At 33.1% G+C, this 21,071-nt stretch carries 18 protein-coding genes; 3 read left to right on the top strand and 15 right to left on the bottom strand.

Annotated features, from left to right (window positions below; all coding sequences use genetic code 11):
- Positions 1-49 precede the first annotated feature (49 nt).
- The 4 genes from A5893_RS05190 to A5893_RS05205 form a co-directional block, all read right to left on the bottom strand.
- Positions 50-1,030 (bottom strand): ABC transporter ATP-binding protein, encoded by a 981-nt coding sequence (locus A5893_RS05190; RefSeq protein ID WP_068821502.1) that lies wholly within the window; start codon positions 1,028-1,030, stop codon positions 50-52.
- Between the two features lie 212 nt (positions 1,031-1,242).
- Positions 1,243-2,052, bottom strand: coding sequence for an outer membrane beta-barrel protein (locus A5893_RS05195; protein ID WP_068821503.1), 810 nt, complete (start codon positions 2,050-2,052; stop codon positions 1,243-1,245).
- A 20-nt stretch (positions 2,053-2,072) separates the two neighbouring features.
- On the bottom strand, positions 2,073-2,855 hold the full coding sequence (locus A5893_RS05200; protein WP_198342277.1) for a hypothetical protein: 783 nt from the start codon (positions 2,853-2,855) through the stop codon (positions 2,073-2,075).
- Entirely contained in the window at positions 2,836-3,408 is a 573-nt protein-coding gene (locus A5893_RS05205) for an RNA polymerase sigma factor (protein ID WP_068821505.1), read from the bottom strand. Before A5893_RS05205 ends, A5893_RS05200 begins: the two co-directional genes overlap by 20 nt.
- Positions 3,409-3,652: 244 nt before the next feature.
- Here A5893_RS05205 and A5893_RS05210 point away from each other — a divergent pair, with 244 nt between their 5' ends.
- From A5893_RS05210 to A5893_RS05220, 3 genes are read left to right on the top strand one after another with little or no spacing between them, the layout of a single operon-like run.
- On the top strand, positions 3,653-4,549 hold the full coding sequence (locus tag A5893_RS05210; protein WP_068821506.1) for a universal stress protein: 897 nt from the start codon (positions 3,653-3,655) through the stop codon (positions 4,547-4,549).
- A gap of 11 nt (positions 4,550-4,560) precedes the next feature.
- Positions 4,561-4,986, top strand: coding sequence for a hypothetical protein (locus tag A5893_RS05215; RefSeq protein WP_068821507.1), 426 nt, complete (start codon positions 4,561-4,563; stop codon positions 4,984-4,986).
- 34 nt (positions 4,987-5,020) lie between these two features.
- Positions 5,021-5,428 (top strand): hypothetical protein, encoded by a 408-nt coding sequence (locus A5893_RS05220; protein WP_068821508.1) that lies wholly within the window; start codon positions 5,021-5,023, stop codon positions 5,426-5,428.
- Positions 5,429-5,914: 486 nt separating this feature from the next.
- On the opposite strand, the gene A5893_RS05225 is transcribed toward A5893_RS05220, so the two are convergent.
- The 11 genes from A5893_RS05225 to A5893_RS05275 all read right to left on the bottom strand — a co-directional run bounded on the left by A5893_RS05225 (position 5,915) and on the right by A5893_RS05275 (position 21,031).
- On the bottom strand, positions 5,915-6,478 hold the full coding sequence (locus A5893_RS05225) for a YceI family protein (RefSeq protein ID WP_198342278.1): 564 nt from the start codon (positions 6,476-6,478) through the stop codon (positions 5,915-5,917).
- Between the two features lie 116 nt (positions 6,479-6,594).
- Entirely contained in the window at positions 6,595-7,926 is a 1,332-nt protein-coding gene (locus A5893_RS05230) for a hypothetical protein (RefSeq protein ID WP_068821510.1), read from the bottom strand.
- 33 nt (positions 7,927-7,959) lie between these two features.
- Positions 7,960-8,580: a YceI family protein gene (locus tag A5893_RS05235; protein WP_068821511.1), complete on the bottom strand. Its 621-nt coding sequence runs from the start codon at positions 8,578-8,580 to the stop codon at positions 7,960-7,962.
- A 431-nt stretch (positions 8,581-9,011) separates the two neighbouring features.
- Positions 9,012-10,367 carry a Gfo/Idh/MocA family protein gene (locus A5893_RS05240; RefSeq protein ID WP_068821512.1) on the bottom strand — a complete coding sequence of 452 codons (1,356 nt, stop codon included), beginning with the start codon at positions 10,365-10,367 and terminating at the stop codon, positions 9,012-9,014.
- 138 nt (positions 10,368-10,505) lie between these two features.
- Complete coding sequence (locus A5893_RS17435; protein WP_082911339.1) at positions 10,506-12,053, bottom strand: family 16 glycoside hydrolase; 1,548 nt, start codon at positions 12,051-12,053, stop codon at positions 10,506-10,508.
- A gap of 49 nt (positions 12,054-12,102) precedes the next feature.
- On the bottom strand, positions 12,103-13,116 hold the full coding sequence (locus A5893_RS05250; RefSeq protein ID WP_082911340.1) for a glycoside hydrolase family 5 protein: 1,014 nt from the start codon (positions 13,114-13,116) through the stop codon (positions 12,103-12,105).
- A gap of 24 nt (positions 13,117-13,140) precedes the next feature.
- Entirely contained in the window at positions 13,141-14,091 is a 951-nt protein-coding gene (locus A5893_RS05255; RefSeq protein ID WP_068821513.1) for a sugar phosphate isomerase/epimerase family protein, read from the bottom strand.
- Between the two features lie 23 nt (positions 14,092-14,114).
- A complete protein-coding gene (locus A5893_RS05260; RefSeq protein ID WP_068821514.1) occupies positions 14,115-15,614 on the bottom strand; it encodes a TolB family protein in 1,500 nt (499 codons plus the stop codon).
- Between the two features lie 58 nt (positions 15,615-15,672).
- A complete protein-coding gene (locus A5893_RS05265) occupies positions 15,673-16,446 on the bottom strand; it encodes a ThuA domain-containing protein (RefSeq protein ID WP_068821515.1) in 774 nt (257 codons plus the stop codon).
- Between the two features lie 20 nt (positions 16,447-16,466).
- A complete protein-coding gene (locus A5893_RS05270) occupies positions 16,467-18,722 on the bottom strand; it encodes a glycoside hydrolase family 3 N-terminal domain-containing protein (RefSeq protein ID WP_068821516.1) in 2,256 nt (751 codons plus the stop codon).
- Between the two features lie 23 nt (positions 18,723-18,745).
- Positions 18,746-21,031, bottom strand: a complete 2,286-nt coding sequence (locus tag A5893_RS05275; RefSeq protein WP_082911341.1) for a glycoside hydrolase family 3 N-terminal domain-containing protein — start codon at positions 21,029-21,031, stop codon at positions 18,746-18,748.
- Positions 21,032-21,071: the final 40 nt, after the last annotated feature.

Raw genomic sequence — 21,071 nt, forward strand, 5'->3', positions numbered from 1 at the left:
AACGCAAAAGCCAATCCCAATAATTTAGTTAACAACTTCAAAATTATTCTTAATCAGCTAATTCTTGAAAATTATCCACATCAAAATAAACAATATCCCCAGTTCTTAAATTCAAAAATTGATGGTCGTGAACTAAAATTACTTTACTTTCTATTACCAATTCTACTTCTTGGTAAGCACCACTAAAATGAATTGATTTTACAGCGCCTTCTGCTACACCTTGGTAAGGATTTAATTTTATTTGATGAGGATAAACAGCATAAGTAATGTTCTGTTGAGGTAAAAAACTTAGGTTTTTTAGCAAATTTGCTCTTCCTAAAATTTTGGCTACATATGCAAATTGAGGATCAAAATATAAATCTTGGGGTTTACCTTGCCTTAATATTTTACCATCTTTTACAATCAATAATTGGTCTGAAAGTGCTAAACCATCAGTTGGATCATGGGAAACCATGATGATTGTAATCTTTAAAAATTTAGATAAACGCTCAATATCATCTCGTAATTGTTTTTTTAGAACGCTATCTATTTGGCTAAATGGCTCATCTAATAATAGAACTTTTGGTTCTGTTATCACCGCTTTTGCAATTGCTACCCTTTGTTGTTCGCCACCACTTAATTCTACAATTTTTTTCTCGGCCAAATGGTCAATCCTAAGAAATTCCATGGTTTGCAAGGTTAGCTGACTTTTGGCCTGTAAATCTGTATTAGATAATTGGGAAGCAATATTATCGAAAACTTTGGCATAAAGATTTAAGGTAAGTTCTTGGGTTACCATTTTCATCTCATCATGCCCCGGAATCAATTTTTCTGTCGGCCCTTTAATTTTTATTCCGTTATAAAGTACCTCTCCTTTTTGAGGAATAAGATAGCCGTAAATCAGTTTTAATAGTGTGGTTTTTCCACTTCCGCTTTCGCCGATGATGGTTACAATTTCGCCAGTTTCAATATTTAGATTAATACCCGAAACACCAGAAGGTATTCCTTCTTGAAAATTTCTACTTACATTATTTAATTGTAATAAGGGCATTCTTCTAATTTTTTAGCGGGGCGTAAAGATAAAAAAATTAAGATGGAGTTGATAATTGTTTAAGAGAGGATGAAATGATTTGTTATAAGATTTAATCCCAAAATGAATTGTGATCCTCACATCTGGAAAAGAAATTAAGCTTTCGATAATGATCACAAAAAAACCCTCGCTTAATTAAAAACGAGGGTTTTATGAGTAATTTATTATTAATGTTAGAATCCAAATGTTAATCCAAAATTAAGGTTTTTATAATCTGCAGGACCTTGGTTTTTAGCAAAAACATCGTTCATATAATATTTAAAGAATAATCCGGCTCCGCCATAACCCACTCTTATGTTAGCTCCGTAACGGAAAGGTTCAAAATTGTAATCATCTTTAAATTTTTCTTTTCCATTTTCGCTACTTTTTTGTTTCACTTTACCATTTAATAAAAATCCAACTTCTGGACCGCCAACTATAGAAAATCTTTTTCCTTTTTCACCTTGTGGCGTACGATATTCAAAATATAAGGGTATTCTCAAATATTGGTTAGAAAACCTGTTTTTATCATAATTGATTGCATCATTAGTAGCCGTTAGTGTAGGTTGGTTAGGTTGGATAGTTACATTTTGAACTAATCTAATCAAGTTCCAATCTAATCCAGCTTCTAACATCAGTTTAAAATTTGGGTTAAATCTTACTCCAAATTGTAATAAATCAAAACCAACATTTAAAGTTTTCCATGCTCTGTTTTCTAAAAATGGATAGCCTGCTGGAGCAGAAAAATCAGATCCTGTATGATATTTTCCTAATCCTATATCAAAATGCTCAAACGTTAAACCAAATGTAGCATGAGGATATTTAATCACCTTTTTCACTTTTTTAACTGAATCGGCTTTGCCAACAGTAATGCTTACACCATTAGAATCAATAATCATGGAGGTTTTAGTTCCTTTTTTTAATATTTTGATGGTGTCTTGTTCTTGAGCCTGAGTAGTGCCTACAATTAGTAGTGCAATTACAAATAAGTATATTTTTTTCATCTTTCTTTTAATTTTAATGTTTAATCTATTTTTCTAAATCGGAACAAGCCCAGGTTAATTCCAGTAATCTCATTATCACTTTCATCTGTCTTGCTCACTTTTATTATTTTTTCTTCTCGCTTGTCAACTTTAGCTACCACAAAGTTGACCAAATCTCCCACTGATTTTATTTTTTGTCTCCTGTTAGATTGGTATCCATCTTCCTCCAGGTTTTCATCAATGGTGTTTTGTGCTAAAAGAGTTTGAGTTTTAATCTTAGAATCATCTAAATTTTTAGAGGCCTCTTCTTCTAAAATTCGCTCTGTTACTGTTTTTGTCCTTATCGGCTTTGTTGCAACTATTCGCGACAGTTCATTTTCAGTATCTTTTGTTAATGAGACGTTGCTAGTATTGCTAATGGTTGCATGGGTCTCTAAATTATTTTTATTTATTTTTTTAGTAGATTGATTATTAGCTAATAAACTATTGTTTTTAGTGTTATTATCAGTTTCGCTTTTTGTGTTTTCTACATCAACATTTTCTACATCATTATTTTGTTCTTTAGCGGCTTGGCTTAAAACTTCCTCGGTATTTCCTCGTAGCTTAATTACTTCCGTAGGTTTGGTATATAATCCAATTCCAATACCTAAAACAACTACCACACTTGCGGCTGCCATCCAAAATATTCCAAAATTTTTGCGCTTTGGTTTTCTATCTAAACCATCAGTTATTTTATCCCAGCTATTTGCCGCTGGTTGCACTTCAAAATCCTCAAAAGAAGATTTGAATAATTGATCAAAATCTTTATCCAACATTGGCTTCATTTTTATATCCTTCCAATTTTAAAACTTGTTCCCTTAATATCGCTCTGGCCCTAGATAATTGCGATTTACTTGCTCCTTCTGTAATGCCCAATTGCTCTCCAATTTCTTTATGCGAGTAACCTTCTATTGCATACATATTAAATACCATTCTATAACCTGTGCTTAAATTCTGTATCAAACGCATTAAATCCTTTACATTCAAACTGCTCATGTCAAAATTAGAAGAAGCAGCTTGTTCATGTGTTTCATCGATATTTACAACGTTTAAACTGCGTAAATTTTTACGATAAAACTCTATAGAAGTATGCACCATAATCCTCCTCATCCATCCTTCAAAAGATCCCTCGCCACGATAATCATTAATTTTTTTAAATACTTTTATAAAACCGGTCTGCATCATATCCTCAGCTTCAAAATTATCTTTGGCATAACGCATGCATATTCCCAGCATTTTGCTGGAACTGGTATTGTAAAGCATTTCCTGAAACTTCCGTTCTCCAGCTTGGCATCCTTTAACAATATCTTCTAAAGCGTATTTGTGTTTCAAATTCATATAAGGTTCTGTATGCAAGATGATGATTTTACATAAAAGGTTGCATCAGAAATAATTTTTTTAATGATGCAAATATATGTGATGGCAAACTGATTGAAAAACTATAGTAAAATTGAAATATAATGGAGTTTAAACCTGCAAATCAAACTTATTATCCATTTAAGAATATATATCATATTTATTATGATGATTATCATTTTTCTAGCCCATCCTTTTTCGGATTTTAGTAAAAATCATTAGGGCAATGAAAACAATCATCTTGTTAACAGATTTTTCTTTACAGGCAAATAACGCAGCATCTTATGCCTATCAGTTTGGACAAAAAATTAAGGCTAATATTCATTTATTTAATGCGTTTGGAATACCTGAGAAAAACGCTATTGCCTCACAAATTCCCTGGTCTTCAGATTTTGTTAATCTTGAAGATGAAAGTTCAAATTTGCTTAAAGCACTTTCTTTAGAACTTAAATCTAAGTATAATACCAATAATATTGATGATTTTAATCCAGAAATAAGTTATAGTAATTGCTTTGGCGCTGTAGCAGATTTGGTTAGTGAAATGGTAGTTCAAAAAGCCATAAGTTTAGTGGTAATGAGTGGTCCCAAATCTGGAAAAGTGAGTCGTTTGTTTTTTGGCAGTGATACCCATGATTTATTAGATAAAGTAATTTGCCCAGTTTTGATTATTCCTGATGGTTTAGAATTTAAATCAGTAAAAAAAATAACTTATGCTACGGATTTAAGATCAATTGATACTGCTGTTGTAAAATCAATAAGTATGTTGGCTACAATTTTTATTTCAGAGTTAACCATAGCCCATGTTTCTTCCTATACTGTTAAAGAAAAGGAGCTTAATAATGAGGTTTTTGAGGATGTGGAACTTTACAATAATATCAACTTTAAAAATATTAAAGGTAAAAGCATAGTACAATCCTTATGTGACGAGAATATTAATCAAAATACCGACGTGATGGTTCTTGTTCATAAAAAATATCATTTCCCCGAAAGTATTTTTCATAACAGTGTAAGCAAGCAAATGGCTAATTATTCCCAAATTCCATTGTTGATTTATCCTTACACCTATACAGAATATCTATCTCAAACTAAACATCAAACACCGAGCAATAATAGACAAGCTTAATCTAAATTTAAATGAATATTAAAGAAGAATTTCCATCAGAAACTGAGCTAGAAAAGCTTTACAAACTAAACAAACGCCACATTACAGAATTGATTTTTTTTGATGATGAAGTAAGGTTTTTAAAAGGTTTGATTAATAAATATTTTATGCATGAATTAAAGCATGAGCATATTAATAAAAGTCAAATGATTCATGACAGATTATCCCAATTAGCATTGATAAAATCTAACGTTTCTCGTGATGCATTGCTACATCAGGAAAATTTGCATGTAAAAATTAAAGACATCAATAATCACGATTTTTATTTTTTTAAGCTGGAAAGCAATAGGATAGTTGAAGAAATGAAAGATTTAAACCGAAATTTTAAACATATCAAAAAAGAAATTTTTCATATCTCAAAAGAAATAATAGGGTTTGAAAGTGATGTTTCTAAATAAAACTGAATATCTAAGCATTTAAAAATTAATAAAAATGAAAAAAATATTACTATCCGGACTTGCAGTAGGTTCTTTATTGTTTGTTTTAGGATATGGTTCTTTATTTATGGCTATCCGGTTCTTTCCGGATTTTTTCACATCCTACAGTAATCCCTTATTCAATTCTGATGGGAGCAGGGATATATTATTCTATTTACATGCTTTTGTTTTGAGTTTGGCTTTAGCTTGGTTTTGGGAACGTTTTAAAGGGATGTTTAAAGGTAATTTCATTGTCCGTGGTTTAGAATTTGGCTTTGTATACGCCATAGTATCTTTAATACCTGTAATGTGGATTACTTTTTCTGCATTAGACGTAACTGTAACAATGGTTTTAAGTTGGTTGGTATATGGTTTTTTTCAGGCTGTAGTTGCAGGTATTTTATTTGCAAAATTGAATCCTTAAACTGCATCAATCCCCATTAAAACACTCTTGATTTAATCTGAAATAGGTTTAATTATCATTATTTAGGAGATGAAAAACGCTTCATTAAAACTTTGTGCAATAACTATTTTTTCGCTTATTATTGCTATAATAACTAAATACATTTAATGATTAGACCTATTAAATCGCTAATTATATATTAGATGATAGTAATAGAGTATATCTAATTTATCCTTATAAGCCAGTTGGTATTTAAAAATTGCTAAATGATTATTCTGATTCTAATATTGGGGATTAGATATTCCTAATATTCTAAATCTTTATCGTCATTACAATTGGATAAATGAGTATGGTTATAACTCAGAAGAAATGCTTGGAAATTTTGTAAATATTATAATATCAAGTTCTTGTATTGAGACCAAATTCTACATCAGTTTTAAAGAATCGTAAGTTAATCAGGCTGTTTAGGGAAGCTTAAGGATTTGACTAATCAAATAATATCGGACGTTAGATTTCCTTAAACTGCAATTGAAACTCGATTCCTAATTGGTCATCTGTTTTAATCATTCCGCCTAATTTGGTTGGAGGCGTAAGTTTAAAATCCGAAAAATTTACATTGTGGGTTCCTGTTAAATGAATATAATTTTGTTCATCCTGGGAAATTTGATAATCAATGTCACAACGTTTTGTTACATTGGCCAAAACAATTTCAACGCATCCTTTTACACGTTTTCTTTGTCCATTTAAATCTGGCAATTCATTTAAGCTAATAAATCGAATTTTAATATTAGGATATTGCGCAGCTTTTAAAGTTTTACGGAGTTGTGCAGTCATCATTACATTGTGGCAATCAAAAGCGTTTACACTCAAAGAAATTTCTCCTCTCAACTTTATAAAACTCTTATTATTTAAAAGGATAATGGTATCAGGACGGTTGTAATTTGGTATTACACAAGTAAAAGTATTTATAGTTGTAGTGCCCTTAACCTGTAAATAGCCACTTTTATTGATAACCCATTTAGTAGAATTTGAAACTTGACTTTTAAAAGAGAGAAACAAAACTCCTATCATTGAACTAAATAACAGGAGTGAACAAAAAAGGCTTTTAGTTTTCATGATGTAAATGATGAAGAATTAAAAAAGTCAGGTTGAATTGCTCAACCTGACTTAAAATAAAACTGAAAAATTTAAAATCCTACAACAGCTTGAACCACATATCCATGGAATTTACCATTATTTCTATAATCACTAGCTAAGAAATCGTTATAGTTTTGATCTGTATATTCTGCTTTTAATAAAACATTACGAGTTAAAAACCAACCTGCAGAGAAAGAAGTTCTATCTACAGAAACGTCAGTAGTCATTCCGGTTAATCTTGCATCAACTTTATTATATCTTGCGCCTACAAATAATTTTTCTTTGGCTCCAAAACGATAAACACCTTCTATTGCATATTGGTTAGCATCTCTGTTATCTGTTTCTGTTTTACTTCTGCCATTAGAAAATTCATAAGTTCCGAATAATTCAAAACCAGATGCTTTTACAAATGCATTTAATTGTGCAGCATGAATTTCTTTAGAGAAACCAGGGTTAAAACGTCCTGAAAAAGCATTCGCATCAGTAGTGGCTCCAATTTTTTCCATTGCTAAAAAGTAATTAGATCCTGTACGGTCTCCGCCAAATAAGGTATTTCCTCCAGAGCTGTTATTTGTATAATAAGATGCAGCTAACCTTAATCTTAAATCGTCACCCAATTTTTTATCAAATGCGCCTTTAAAATAAAATGAAGGAGATTTATGGATGTTTGCGTCTTGTGTAGTTGGTACAAGTTCAGCTATGTTTCCTTTGATCATTCCGTTAGAAACTCCAATCATACCAGTTAAACTGTTTAATCTCACATATACCTCTCCACCAATTTCTGTAGCAAACTGATCCATAATGTAATTTTCAACAAATGGATTATAAATAGTTCCACCACCATCAGAACGTCTGAAATGTTGATCACCATAGTTAATTTCCATATGTCCGATTTTAACAGTGGTAAAACTCATAATCATATCCCATATATCTCCTTTAAAAGGAAGTTTATCAAACTGGATATAACCACCTTTTACCCAAGTTTCATTATGGTGACGAGAAGATAAATAACTGGTTAAGTTTAAACGGATACCATCAGCAAGCTGCACATCCATATATAAATTGGCATTGGCTGTATTAAAACCAGGAGTCATTTTATACAATTCATTTGCTGGAATTGTAAATGTGTTCTCGTGTTTAAGATTTTGGAAAGATTGTGTAAAACCTGCTCCAAATCTTACCTTTAAACCATCAAAAGGAGCATTCATTTCTTTTGGTGCTTCAAATACATTTATTCCTGATTGATCGTAAGGACGTAGATTAGAAATCCTTGTTTTAACGCCATCTTCTACTCTGGTGGTATCTTGACCAAGAGACAGCATTGGGCTAATTAAAAGGGCAACTGCTGTTGCTGTTCTAATAAAGTTAGTAATTGTTTTCATGATGTTTATTATTATATTGATAAGGTTTAAGATTTAATTTTTAAATTTTAAGTTGTAATTGATGGTTACTTCATCTGTTACTTTTAAAGCACCCAACATAAACGTAGGAGGTTTCACGCCATACTCGCTCATTTTTAGTTTTTCAGATCCATTACAGCTGATTGTTTTATCACTGTTTTGTATCGCATCTGCATAAAGGACAACATCTTTAGTAGCCCCAGAGATTTGTAATTTTCCGATAGCTTTAATAGTAAAGTGTCCATTTGCTAAAGGAGTAACCGTGGCAGAAGTCAGCTTGAAATTAATAGTACTATATTTTTCAGTGTTTAAGGCTTTATAAGCTCTACTGTTTAGCAAATCTTCGTCGCTTTTTAAGTTAACTACCTTGGTAGAAAAGCTAAGAGCAGTCATGTCGCTTAATTTTCCATCCTTAAAAATAAAGGCTGATGCGGCAGTTAAAACCTCATCTTTCATTGTCCAGTCATGTAAATTAGAGGAACCAGATACCTTAATAGATGAATTTGCAGGAATTGACTGATAGCTAGTTTGTGCACTTAAATTAAATGCAGTAAAAGCCAATATGAAAAAGAAAGCTACAGCTATTTCCTTTTTGATATTTAACGTTGTTTTAATAGGATTTAATAAAGATTTCATTTTTTATTTTTTAATACTATGTTTAAATGATGAGTCAAATGTATGGGTGGCTGTTTGAATAGGAAGTGATGTATAACAGTTAAAAAAGTGATGTTTTGCATTAAATTATTCCTGTAATTTTGAAACGCATAGTTAGAATCCATAATTAATTAATAATCATGGTGATAGCTGACGTAAAATTATTTACAGGAAAGTTCTATTTGAAATAGATACCTATATGGAAGTGTTAATTGTTTTAAAAATTGAACTAAAACTAATTATGTTATAGGCTATTTGATGTAAAACATTAGGTTTATCAGCAGTAGATTTAATAGGAGATAGCAGTTAATAACTTCAATCTAATTGAATATTAGAATGAAGTTCCAATAAAAAAAGCCTTCAAATGATATCATTGAAGGCTTTTGTAAAAATTTTGGAAAAAGTATTATAAACTAATATTCAAATACTTTACCGTTTACCATAACCTCTTGCGTAGCTTCATTAAAAGTAGCTTTGTATCCAGTCCTAACAGACGCATTTGTCATAATATTTGCTATAGAATGATAATATCCAGCCTCTACAGGAGCATGTGTTTGTTCCCTGCTTCTTATGCACTCCATCCAATTTCGCATATGGTTACTTACTAAATCATCTGCACCAGCATTTGCAGCAGCATCTACTTTTACTAATTCTGCAAGTTTTATATTGGGAAGTAGGTTGGCTTTCATTTGCATTGCAGCGGCATGTTTTTCTGATAATCCGCCATTTGGAGATACTGTATTTGTGATAAGATTAAGTTCTCCTCCATTAGAGTAATAGATTTCAGCTGGTTTTTCATCACCGTTATGCATTCTAGAAGTAAATACAACCTGAAATCCTTTTTCTTGATTGTCCTGTGGCCCGTAATCAAAAACAGCGGTAGTGGTATCCCAATTTCTTCTGCCATCTCGCCATTGGTAAATTCCGCCATTTGCTGCCACACTGCGAGGATGTTTTAATCCGGTAAACCAATGTACGGTGTCTATTTGATGGCTCATCCATTGGCCTGGCATTCCTGATGAGTAAGGCCAAAACAATCTATATTCCAGGTATTTTCTTGGGTCCCATTCTTCAAAAGGGCGGTTCAGTAAAAATCGTTTCCAATCTGTGTCTTGTTCTTTAATTTTTGCCACCAAGTCTGGTCTTCTCCAACGCCCCGGCTGGTTAACATTCCAGCTCAATTCTACCATTGTGATATCACCAAATTTACCTTGTTGGATAAAATCTGCCGCAGCTTGATAGTTTTTCCCACTTCTTCTTTGAGAACCTATTTGCACTATTTGTTTTGATGCTTTTACTGCTTTTAATGCCGCCCGATTATCTGCCATTGTTTCTGCAAAAGGTTTTTCACAATATACATCGCAACCAGCATTTACTGCCTCAATAGTGTGTAATGCATGTTGAAAATCGGCAGTACTCACAATTACAGCGTCCAAATCTTTCATTGCATATAGCTCATCATTATTTCTACAAGCTTTTATATCATGTCCAATTAATCCTTTAATATGATTAACACCTAAATCTCTGCGGTAACTCCATAAATCAGAAACGCCAACAATATCAAAATTTAATTCTTTGTTGCTTTTTAAAAAACTTGGCATCAAAGCATCTTTAAACCTATCTGAAAAACCAACTACACCAACCCTTACTCTATCATTTGCTCCAATTATATTTCCATAGCTTTTAGCACTCATACCCACTGTGCCCAAATAGGTTCCAGCGGCTGCTATTGCCGAATTTTTTATAAATTTTCTGCGTGATTTATCCATAATTTTTTAGATTATTTGGGTTAAATTTTTTATAAGCTTATAAATATATGAGAAATCTTCATAGCAATTCTATTTTCAAATCAATCTCAAAAAAGGTTAAAAACATTCTATTTGTTAATTTCATTTAAAACAAAGCACTTAAAGTTTTTTCAAAAATGCCAAGCTAACGGGCACTTGTAGATTTACAGCTTTGCTCTCATCTTCTATGTAAAAATATTTTATCCCAATATTTTGAGCTTCTTTAATCACGGCGGGAATGTTTATTTGTCCAGAGCCAACTGCAACATCATTTTCTACGGGAGTTGCTCCTGTCAAATTTCCAACTATTCCGTTCCTTAAATCTTTTACATGCATCAGCTTAAAGCGAGAACCATATTTTTTCATTAATGCTACGGGATCACTTCCCGCATGAAATGCCCATAATATATCTAGTTCAAAACTTACATATTCAGGATTTGTGTTTGTCATGATATAATCAAAGAAGGTTTGATTATTATAAGTTTGCATATCAAATCCATGATTATGGTAGCAAAATATTAAACCGTATTTTTCTTTTAGAATTTTACCAGCAGCGTTAAAATCAATAACTGCTTGTTTAGTAATATCTATTGTCAAGTTAGTTTTATCATGAGGAATCCACGCTACCCTTACAAAACTTGCTCCTAATGTTTTAGCGTTTTTACCAACGGCATCAATGTTTTTTACGATATCGTCATAACTAACACCGAAAGAAGTGCATTCCATTCCTCTTTCATCTAACATTTTTCTGATGATATCCGCTTTTTGTTTAAATAAATTTGAGAACTCTATATTGGTAATTCCCAGATTTTTAATGGTATCTAATGTTGCTTCAAAATTTTTCTCAAAACTATGTCGATAAGTAAATGAAACCACTGCTGGCATTTCTTTTAATAGTTTACCAGTTTTATTATAGGCGTTTAGCTTTGTTTCTTTTATCTTGATATTTTTATAATATACCTTAAAGCCATGTTCTTGCAATAAAATTTTCCCCTTATCACCTAATCCAAAATTTGGAATGTCTTTGTATTTACTATCAGCAACTAAAGATTTAAAATTTTCGCTTCCTCTTTCGTAAGTTAAAACCATAATGCCGTTTAGCCAATGTTCAACATGTATTCCGTTCGAAACTATTTTTAAGGTATTCCATTCGCCAATTGGCTTAACCGGTTTGTTATCAATAGCAGGGATTAAATCATATAAAGAAGAAATGGTTCTGTTTCCACTTTTACCCAATTTAGCATCAGGATGTACCGCATCATCTAATAACTGAAATTCTAATCCATAAGCAGATCTTGGACTAGAAGGCGTTGCTTGTTGTGGCGATACAAAATATTTAACGCCACTATTTGCTCCTTTCGTCAATTTAAAATCAATTTTTAATTCGAAATTATCATATTCTTTAACCGTTACTATATCTCCACCATCAGCTGATTCTGCACCGCCACTTGCATCAACTTCTAAAACGCCATCTTTAATTTTCCAAACTTTTAATGGGAAGTTATCTGTAAAAGCACCTTTCCAACCGGTTGAGGTTTTTCCATCAAATAAAAGTTTCCACCCTTCTTGCTTTTCACTTTTAGTGAGAGAATTGTCTTGAGCAAGTGAAATACTTGAAGTAAATGCTAGAATAAATAGGAGTAAAAAATAAGTTTTTAATAAGTGCATAATTTTGGTTTTATTTAAATCAGATCCTAAGATCTGAAAAATTCAATTATTATTTTTTAGAAGGTATTAAAGCATCTTTAATTGGTTTTACCCATTCATCTTTAGCCATATCATAAGCTATAAAATCAGAGTCAAATTGCCAATAACTCCAACTCCAATTTCTGGCTTCCGCTTGTCGGGCAATATAATTTGTCCAGGTTATTCTTGATGCCATATCGGCTTTTTCATAAGCACCAAATTCTCCTAAAGTAAGTGGTCTGTTATGTTGTTTTGACCAATCTTGGGCATTGTCAAAATCTTTTTGAACTGCTTTTTTCTGATCTTCTGTAGCCGTCCAAGTAATGCCACTTAAATCTTTGTTTTTAAAAGACCATGGTGCACCTTGATGTGTAAACTGAATAGGGCTGTAATAATGAACTGCAACAATAATATTTCTATCAGCTTCTGGTAAAACCAAATCTTTTAAGTAACTCAATTGGTTTCCGTATACAGTACCTATCAATAAAGTTCTTTTTGGGTTAGATTTTCTGATGATATCATAAGCTTCTTTATGGATTTGATTCCACAACTCCGGCTTCATGTTAGGTTCATTAGCTATTTCAAAAACTACATCTTGTGGATAATTTTTACAATGCTCAGCAATTTGTTTCCACATGGCTAAAAGCAGAGGTTTAGTACCCAACGGATCTTTTTCCATGGCGCCATGTTCATGAAAATCTACAATTGCCATCAGTTTATTTTTTAGCGATTGCTTAATAATCCAATCTAACGTGGTAAAAAACTTTGAATTGATGGTATAAGCTGAATCTTTTAAGGAAAACCGAAAAGGACTTATTTTTATCCTTACGTTATTAAAACCGGCTTCTTTGATCAACTTAAAATGTTTTTCCTGCATTCGGGCTTTAGAAAAATCATTCCAAATTGGGTCGTAACCAATAATATTTAAACCTCTGCCCATTTTGGCATTCTGCTTAAAAGCGTAGTTTTTACTATTTGTTTTTTGAGCATAAATACTGCTACTTATAAAAATAAGTAGCAGCAAAATGTATGGCGTATTTTTCATTTTTTTGTCGCTATAGTTTTGTAGTTATTGATATGCTTTTTCTATAGCTTTTTGGATATTACCCAACATTTGAGGAACCAGTGCAAATGGATCATAAGGTTTATCACGCAACAACAATGTTTCTACTGGTAAAAAACCTTTATAACCACCGTCTTTTATTATTTTGATAAGCTTATCGTAATCTGTTTTAACAGGATTTCCAATCTCGTAAGGGCTTTCTTTAATTTGCCAGTTTATGGCATAAGGAATTACCTCTGCAATGTCTTTATAAGGGTCGGCAGTTTTGAAGTTACCAGTGTCAACAATTAAACCTGCCCATTTAGAGTTTACCCCATTAATTACATATTTACATTGTTCGGCAGTTTGTAGCATATCGCCATGGTTTTGGATTCCAATTTTAACCTCATATTGTGCTCCGTAAGCAGCACATTCTTTATAGCTTTCTATCATCCAATTTGCTACTTCTTTCCACTTATTTTCATAACCTTTTGGTATTTCTCCTGAGAATAAACGAACTATGGGAATTCCCATTTTATGAGCTGCAACAATCCAATCTTTAGCTAATGCTACTCCAGCGGCTCTTACTTTTGGATCTGGAGATGCAAAATCATTTCTAATTCCAGTTCCTGTTAAAATAATTCCTAATTCAGCCGCCCTGTCTTTAAATTTTTTAAGATACTCATCAGAAGGAACTGCAGGATAGGTAGGAAAAAAATAAGCAGTAGGATCTAACCCTTTAATCTGGTTTGCTTTGCACCAATCTAATAAATTAAAGAGCGTATAAACCTGTTGTTTATCTCTAGCATCTTTAGCCATCATCAAATCATTAAAAGAATAAGCATTTAATGAAGGAATTAAAGGGTAAGTTTTCGGTTTTTTTTGCGCTACCGCCGAGGTAGAAAGAAAAGCTACTGCAAATGCACCAATAGCAAATCTTTTTAAAACGACTGCTATTTTATTTTTTGACTGAAACATATTTTTTAATTTAGGATTATCTGTTAAAAATTTCCATTACTTACAAAGGCTATTTTTTTGCCATCTGGAGACCAACTTGGAACATTCATAGTTCCTTGCCCGCCGTATAAATATGAAATTACTTTAGGTTCACCGCCTGCTACAGGCATCAATCTTATATAAACTCTTTCGTAAAATGGATGCTTATCCGCTGGTACATTTTTAGAGAAAGAGATAAAAACCAACCATTTTCCATCTGGAGATATGTGCGGAAACCAATTGTTGAATTCATCAAAAGTTAGCTGAGTTTGATTTTTACCATTTGCATCCATTTTCCAAACTTGCATTAATCCGGTTCTGGTAGAACAGAAATATATGGTTTTTCCATCTGGCGAATATTCAGAACCATCATCCAATCCTTTAGCAGTAGTTAAACGAATTTCTTTTCCTCCATTTGCCGCTATTTTGTAAATGTCAAATTCACCATCACGCTCTCCGGTGTAAATTAAAGACAAATTATCTGGCGACCAGCCATGAAAATAAGAAGGACTTTTATCGGTGATTCTTTTAGGTACGCCACCGGTAATGGGTAAAGTATAAACAACTGATTTTCCTTTATCCTCCGTATGGCTACTAATTCCTATTTGTTTACCATCAAAAGAAAGCACATGATCGTTATTGTTTTTAATGGCAAAATCGGTATTTATGACAGTAGCGGTTTTACTATTAATATCAAAGTTGTAAAGTTTACCTTCTTGGTTATAAATTAATGAGCGTCCATCTGGTGTCCAGTTTGGTGCTTGAAAAGAGCCTTTGTAATTAGCTACAACTTCTCTATGACCGGTATTCACATCCATTATTTCTAAAGCGCTGCCTAAATAATCTTTGTATTGCACCAATGTGGCTGGCGCAGGATTAAAAATTCTGGTATTGCTAAATTCAACTTCTTCAACAAACTTATTGGTATGCGGACAAACAAAAAGACCAGCAATCACATTTTCCCCTAAATCAATATCATTTAGTATTTCTGTTTGATAAATTTCTCCAAAATGAGCTACAGACATGATGAAAGTATTTCCTTTTTTCTCTAATTGTAAAACATCTGGAGCTTTAGTGGTTAACTTAATCTCTTTCATAATTACACCTGTGGCAGTTCTATATTGAAAAGAAGTTAAGCCATCGCCATGTACCGTACAAACTACAGCTGCAGAATTTGGAGTGGTAGAAGTTCTAATCATTAGGCCTGCTTTTCGATGTTTTTCATGCCCTTCGCCAATAAATTTAACTTGAGTTTGGATAATGAAATCACCATTCATTTTTTTGCTGAGGAAAGAGAAACTATCCTGAGCTGCCCAAACATTAGAGCCTGTTCCTGTAATCTTATAAATTTGGGATGGCTCGTTATAACTTACATCACCTTTTATTTTTGGATTACCTATATCTAAAAATGATTCGAAAGAACCAATTTTGGAATTTGGAATTTGGGCTTTTGTTTCTGATAGAATAGATACAAAAAGAATGAATAACAAAAACTTTAATTTCATATAGTTAAGATAAAATTCGGGTCGACTTATTGGATCAATTATATTTATCTGATTAACATTATTTTTTACCGGTTGCAGCCCAATAAATACCAGCATACACATGGTTTAAAAAAGCTGTATATGAGTAATCGGTTGGTTGATGACCTAAGGCGGTGTAAAAAGATCTTCCGCCGTCAAATTCGTGGTACCAGGCAATCGGATGAAAATTTCCCATGCCTACACCTTTTAAATTTCTATCTCCCCATTCTGCATTTGGCTTATAGCTTAATTCGTCAACTGCAAGTATATAATTAAGTCCCTTTGTGGTTTCTGCACCAAACTCATACCATTCATCAGTCCATAATTGCCCATCAGTAAAACCTTCTAAACCAGTAAATTTATTATTGGTGAGTCTTAATTTTGCTGTTTGTATTGCCGGGTGAATATGGAACATTCTACCCACCAATTGAGTGTACCATGGCCAGCCATATTCCGTATCAGATGCGCTGTGAATACCCACATATCCTTTCCCAGATTGGATGAATTTTTCAATAGCTTTTTGTTCATCATTATTAAAAATATCGCCTGTGGTATTTAAAAATATAATTACCTGAAAGTTTTGAAGGTATTTTTCGGTAATTGGTACTCCGTCTTGATTCCAGGTTAAATTGAAATAGTTTTTTTCTGCTAAAGCCTTAATTGCAGTAACACCATCATTTATAGATTCGTGATGCCAGCCGGCAGTTTTTGTTATTAATAAAGCGTTAAATTGTTTTTTGGCTTGCGCCGATGATTGCATGCTGAATAAGCAAGTTGCTAATACAAACCAATAACCAAATTTTTTAAGTCTCATTTTTATTTAATTTTTTAAGCTTATTGAGCGCTGTAAATCAGTGTTTTCTTTTGATTTCCGATGCTGATATTAAAATCTCCAGCCTCGGTTCTCCATTTTAAATCTTTACCTACAAAAGCTAAATCTTTAGCTGATAATTTGAAAGTTACTACTTTTGATTGTCCCGGTTCTAAATAAATTTTAGTGAAATCTCTCAATCTTTTTACGGATGGAGTAATGGATGCAATTAAATCAGAACTGTACATTTCAACAGTTTCTTTTCCGGCTATTTTTCCTGAATTGGTGATGGTTACTTTAACGGTTATTGATCCATTTGCTTTAAGTTTATCAGCCGAAAAACTAATTGAGCTATAGTCAAAAGTGGTATAACTTAAACCAAATCCAAAAGGAAATTGAGGGTAAAACTCTTCTGAATAAATTTGAGGAGCAGCACTTTCAAAAACCTCATCTAAATATTTATGATCGTAAGTAATTAAAGAATTAGGATATTTTGGATAAGTAATTGGCAGCTTCCCTGATGGATTGTAATCACCAAATAAAACATCTGCAATGGCATCTGCACCTTTTTCGCCAGGCCAGTAGGCTAATATAATCCCACTTAAAAGAGGTTCAATTTTTCTGATAATTCTTGGTCTGCCTTCTGTAAATACTGCGATAATTGGCTTGTTCAGTTTACTCAACTCAACAACCAATTTCAATTGGTTTTCTGGCAATTCCAAATCTTCAATATTTCCAGGAGTTTCTGCGTAAGCATCTTCTCCTAAACAAACAATAATTTCATCAGCATCTTTAGCGGCTTCAACAGCCATAGCAATTTCATCCTTTCCGCCTTTAAAATCAGTTCCTAAAGCATAAGAAATGTTTTTCGCTTTTTGTTGGATAGCTTGTGTGATGGTTAACTGTCTTTTAGAGAAATAATTAGGATTGGTTCCTTGCCAAGAATAAGTCCAGGCGCCATTTAATGTAGTTAATGATTTTGCACCCGGGCCAGTTATAAATATCTTTTTATCTTTTGATAGCGGAAGTACATTGTTTTTATTTTTTAACAGTGTAATTGTTTCTCTTGCTGCATCTAAAGCAGTGTTTTGATATTCTGGACGAGCAAAGTTTTTAATAGCTTCTTGTTCTACATAAGGGTTGTCAAACAATCCTAAATCTTCTTTTAACTGTAAAACTCTTCTTACAGATTCGTTAATTCTAGCAATTGGAATTCTTTTTTCTTGAACCAATTCTATTAAGTATTTGCTGAAATCCAAATCCATAGGTACAATACATAAATCAATGCCGGCATCAACAGAAGCAAATACGGCTTCTTTATATGAAGTTGAAATGCGATGTCTTTCAGTTAGTTTTTTAACGTCTTCCCAATCAGAAATTACGACTCCTTTAAAACCTAATTCTTTTCTTAAAACATCAGTCAATAAATATTTACTGGCATGTACAGGAATGCCGTTCACTTCGGCAGAATTTACCATTACAGTTCTTGTACCAGCTTTTACAGCCGCAGCAAACGATGGTAAAAAGAATTCTCTAAGCGTAATGTCTGGAATTAATGCTGATGAACGGTCTTTGCCAGATGTTGGGGAAGAATAGCCAATAAAATGTTTCATACAAGCAGCAACAGAATTGATGCTTTTTAAATCAGTTCCTTCATAACCTGCTATTTCTGCCAAGCCCATTTTTGTAACCAAGTTAATGTCTTCGCCAAATGTTTCTGCTAAACGTGGCCAAAGTACTTGTCGGCCTGCATCTAAAACAGGAGAAAAATTATAACGGATTCCACTTGCTCTTACTTCTTTTGCGGTAATTTGAGCCGCTAATTTTACTAAATCCGTGTTTCTGCTGGCGGCTAAGCCCAAGTTATGAGGAAATATGGTTGATCCTAAAGTATAATCTGCGCCGTGAACGGCATCAATTGCATAAAGTAAAGGGATTTTTAGCCTTGATTCTTTCATGTTGATGGTCTGAATCTCATTTAACATGTTATGCCAGTTCTGTAAAGAATAAGCATGACCAATCACATTTTGAAAAGAGCCTACTTTGTGCGTAAGCATTACATCTCTCAATTTTTCTTTATCTATCACTAAAGAATCACCAACTTCGCTGGCAATTCTTCCAATGGTGAGATTTGTCATTTGGCCAACCTTTTCTTCCAAGGTCATTTTAGAAATTAAACTCTCTATTTTGTTAACAGTTTGTGCTTTAAGATTAAGCTGCTGTAATATCAGCGCTAATAATAAACTGATATATTTTATCTTTTTTAAAAATGAACTCATAATTAATTAGGTGTTTTTTGATATTAGTCTACTATTTCAAATTTTACTTTTTGATCATTAATCATAAGATAAAAATCTCCTGCCTCTAAATGGCGCATGCCATTTGCATCTGGGAAACTTAAATCTCTCATTGGGTCAATCTCAAACTTGAATGTTTTTGTTTCTCCCGCTTTTAAACTCTGCTTTTCAAAAAACTTCAACTCTTTAACTGGGCGAGTAATAGAAGCAACCGGATCAGCAATAAACCATAAAGCAGTTTCTTTACCGTCCATTTTACCGCTGTTTGTAATTTCTACAGAAGCTGTTATTTTTTCGTCTTTTTTAATTGAAGCATTAGAAAGAATAACCTTGCCATAAGTAAAATTGGTATAATTTAAACCATGACCAAACCAATACATTGGCGCTGTTGGTATATCCTGATAGCCGCCTAATTTAGGTCTAGCAGATTCTCTCATGTTATAATAAGTAGGAATTTGACCTGTAGTAAGTGGGAAAGTGATGGCTAATTTTCCTGATGGATTTAACCTGCCAGAAATTAAACCTGCAACCGGGCTACCTCCAGCAATTCCAGGTTGCCAAATTTCCAGCATTGCATCCGCAGATTTATCTAATCTTCCTAATTCTATTGGCCTACCGTTAGATAAAATCAAGATAATTGGCTTACCAGTTTTCTTTAATTCGGCAACTAATTTTTCTTGGATGGCTGGTAAAGCAATGGTAGATCTGGTTGCGTTTTCACCGCTCCATCCCTTTTTTTCGCCCATGCAAATGATAACCACATCCGATTTTTGTGCAATTGCTAATGCTGCTGCAAAACCACTTTCATCGTCGCCATCAAATGCACAACCTTTGGCATAATTAAGTGTTGCTTTGCCTTTAAATTCTTTGGTAAAACCAGCATATAAAGTTTCTACAGAAGACGCAATGCCTTGTCCTTCCCAGGAACCCATTAAATTAATGCTGTCTTTAACCATTGGGCCAATCAAAGCAATTTGTTTGATAGATTTTGAAAGTGGTAAAGTTTGGTTGTTGTTTTTAAGCAAAACCATAGATTCTTCCGCTAATTTTGAGGCAGTCGCCATACTTGCTGGTTGATAATAACGATCTTTTTCTGGCAACTCTTCCACGTAAGGCTTATCAAATAAACCGAGTCTGAATTTTAACCTTAAAATTCTTTTTACCGCTTCGTTAATTTGAGCTTCAGATATTTTGCCTTCTTTAACCAACTGAGGAAGATTCTCAACATAAAGATTATCAACCATATCCATTTCTACACCAGCAGTAAAAGATTTTAAGGTTGCTTCCTTTTTATCTTTAGCAAAACCTTGCGGAATTAAATTTTCTATTGATCCCCAATCAGAAACTACAAAACCGTCATGCTTCCAACGATCTTTCAAAATTTCTGTCAATGTATAGTTGTTAGCAGAAGCAGGTACACCACTAATATCGTTAAAAGCGCTCATCACAGTTGCTACACCAGCTTTTATTCCCGCTTCATAAGGCGGCATAAAAGTTTCCCACATGGTTTGTGCTGATACATCCGCATAACGGTAATCTCTGCCACCTTCTGATAAACTGTAACCTATATAATGTTTCAAACAGGCAGCTATCGAATATGGGTCGGATAGATTTTTACCTTGATAACCTTTAACCGAAGCTACACCAAAAACAGCATTTGCATAGGGGTCTTCTCCGTAACCTTCAGAAACTCGTCCCCATCTTGGGTCGCGGGCTACATCAACCATAGGCGAAAAAGTCCAATCAACGCCAGAAAGTCGAGACTCTTTAGCAGCTACCGCAGCAGCTTCTTCAACTAATTGAGGATTCCAAGAACAAGCTTGTGCTAAAGGAATTGGATAAACCGTACGATAACCATGAATCACATCAAAACCCATCAAAATTGGAATCCCTAATCTAGATTCATTCATCGCTTTACGCATAATATCGTTCCTAAAAACCGGATTAATGCTTCTATAAATCAATGAACCAATTTCTGGACTGGTTGCATTCTTACTTAATTGAATGTTGTTGGCATTGGCATTTTTACCATAAGTCAATTGGTTAGTTTGTTGAATTTTTTCCTCCAAAGTCATTCTTGATATCAAATCATTGATTCTATCCTCAATTTTTGCATTTGGATCTTTATAAAGCATGCTCTGTTTTTTATTTACAGATTGAGCATACAATCCAGGAGTATTTATCAATAAAATAAAAAATATAAATAAAGGACTCTTTAAAAGAATTTCAAAACTTTTAGCTTTTGGTTTAGTCTGAATTTCTTTATTACAGCCTAAAAATGGTTTTTTCATGAAAGTTATCAAGTTGATTAAAATGATTTGATAATTTGTT

The organism is Pedobacter psychrophilus (genome assembly GCF_001652725.1).
In the GTDB taxonomy this organism is placed as follows: domain Bacteria; phylum Bacteroidota; class Bacteroidia; order Sphingobacteriales; family Sphingobacteriaceae; genus Pseudopedobacter; species Pseudopedobacter psychrophilus.

Coding starts and splice junctions, on each gene's coding strand:
- A5893_RS05255 (WP_068821513.1), bottom strand. CDS start 14,091: ATGTTTCAGTCAAAAAATAAAATAGCAGTCGTTTTAAAAAGATTTGCT.
- A5893_RS05220 (WP_068821508.1), top strand. CDS start 5,021: ATGAAAAAAATATTACTATCCGGACTTGCAGTAGGTTCTTTATTGTTT.
- A5893_RS05230 (WP_068821510.1), bottom strand. CDS start 7,926: ATGAAAACAATTACTAACTTTATTAGAACAGCAACAGCAGTTGCCCTT.
- A5893_RS05190 (WP_068821502.1), bottom strand. CDS start 1,030: ATGCCCTTATTACAATTAAATAATGTAAGTAGAAATTTTCAAGAAGGA.
- A5893_RS17435 (WP_082911339.1), bottom strand. CDS start 12,053: ATGCACTTATTAAAAACTTATTTTTTACTCCTATTTATTCTAGCATTT.
- A5893_RS05260 (WP_068821514.1), bottom strand. CDS start 15,614: ATGAAATTAAAGTTTTTGTTATTCATTCTTTTTGTATCTATTCTATCA.
- A5893_RS05210 (WP_068821506.1), top strand. CDS start 3,653: ATGAAAACAATCATCTTGTTAACAGATTTTTCTTTACAGGCAAATAAC.
- A5893_RS05250 (WP_082911340.1), bottom strand. CDS start 13,116: ATGAAAAATACGCCATACATTTTGCTGCTACTTATTTTTATAAGTAGC.
- A5893_RS05215 (WP_068821507.1), top strand. CDS start 4,561: ATGAATATTAAAGAAGAATTTCCATCAGAAACTGAGCTAGAAAAGCTT.
- A5893_RS05275 (WP_082911341.1), bottom strand. CDS start 21,031: ATGAAAAAACCATTTTTAGGCTGTAATAAAGAAATTCAGACTAAACCA.
- A5893_RS05235 (WP_068821511.1), bottom strand. CDS start 8,580: ATGAAATCTTTATTAAATCCTATTAAAACAACGTTAAATATCAAAAAG.
- A5893_RS05200 (WP_198342277.1), bottom strand. CDS start 2,855: ATGAAGCCAATGTTGGATAAAGATTTTGATCAATTATTCAAATCTTCT.
- A5893_RS05240 (WP_068821512.1), bottom strand. CDS start 10,367: ATGGATAAATCACGCAGAAAATTTATAAAAAATTCGGCAATAGCAGCC.
- A5893_RS05265 (WP_068821515.1), bottom strand. CDS start 16,446: ATGAGACTTAAAAAATTTGGTTATTGGTTTGTATTAGCAACTTGCTTA.
- A5893_RS05195 (WP_068821503.1), bottom strand. CDS start 2,052: ATGAAAAAAATATACTTATTTGTAATTGCACTACTAATTGTAGGCACT.
- A5893_RS05270 (WP_068821516.1), bottom strand. CDS start 18,722: ATGAGTTCATTTTTAAAAAAGATAAAATATATCAGTTTATTATTAGCG.
- A5893_RS05205 (WP_068821505.1), bottom strand. CDS start 3,408: ATGAATTTGAAACACAAATACGCTTTAGAAGATATTGTTAAAGGATGC.
- A5893_RS05225 (WP_198342278.1), bottom strand. CDS start 6,478: ATGATAGGAGTTTTGTTTCTCTCTTTTAAAAGTCAAGTTTCAAATTCT.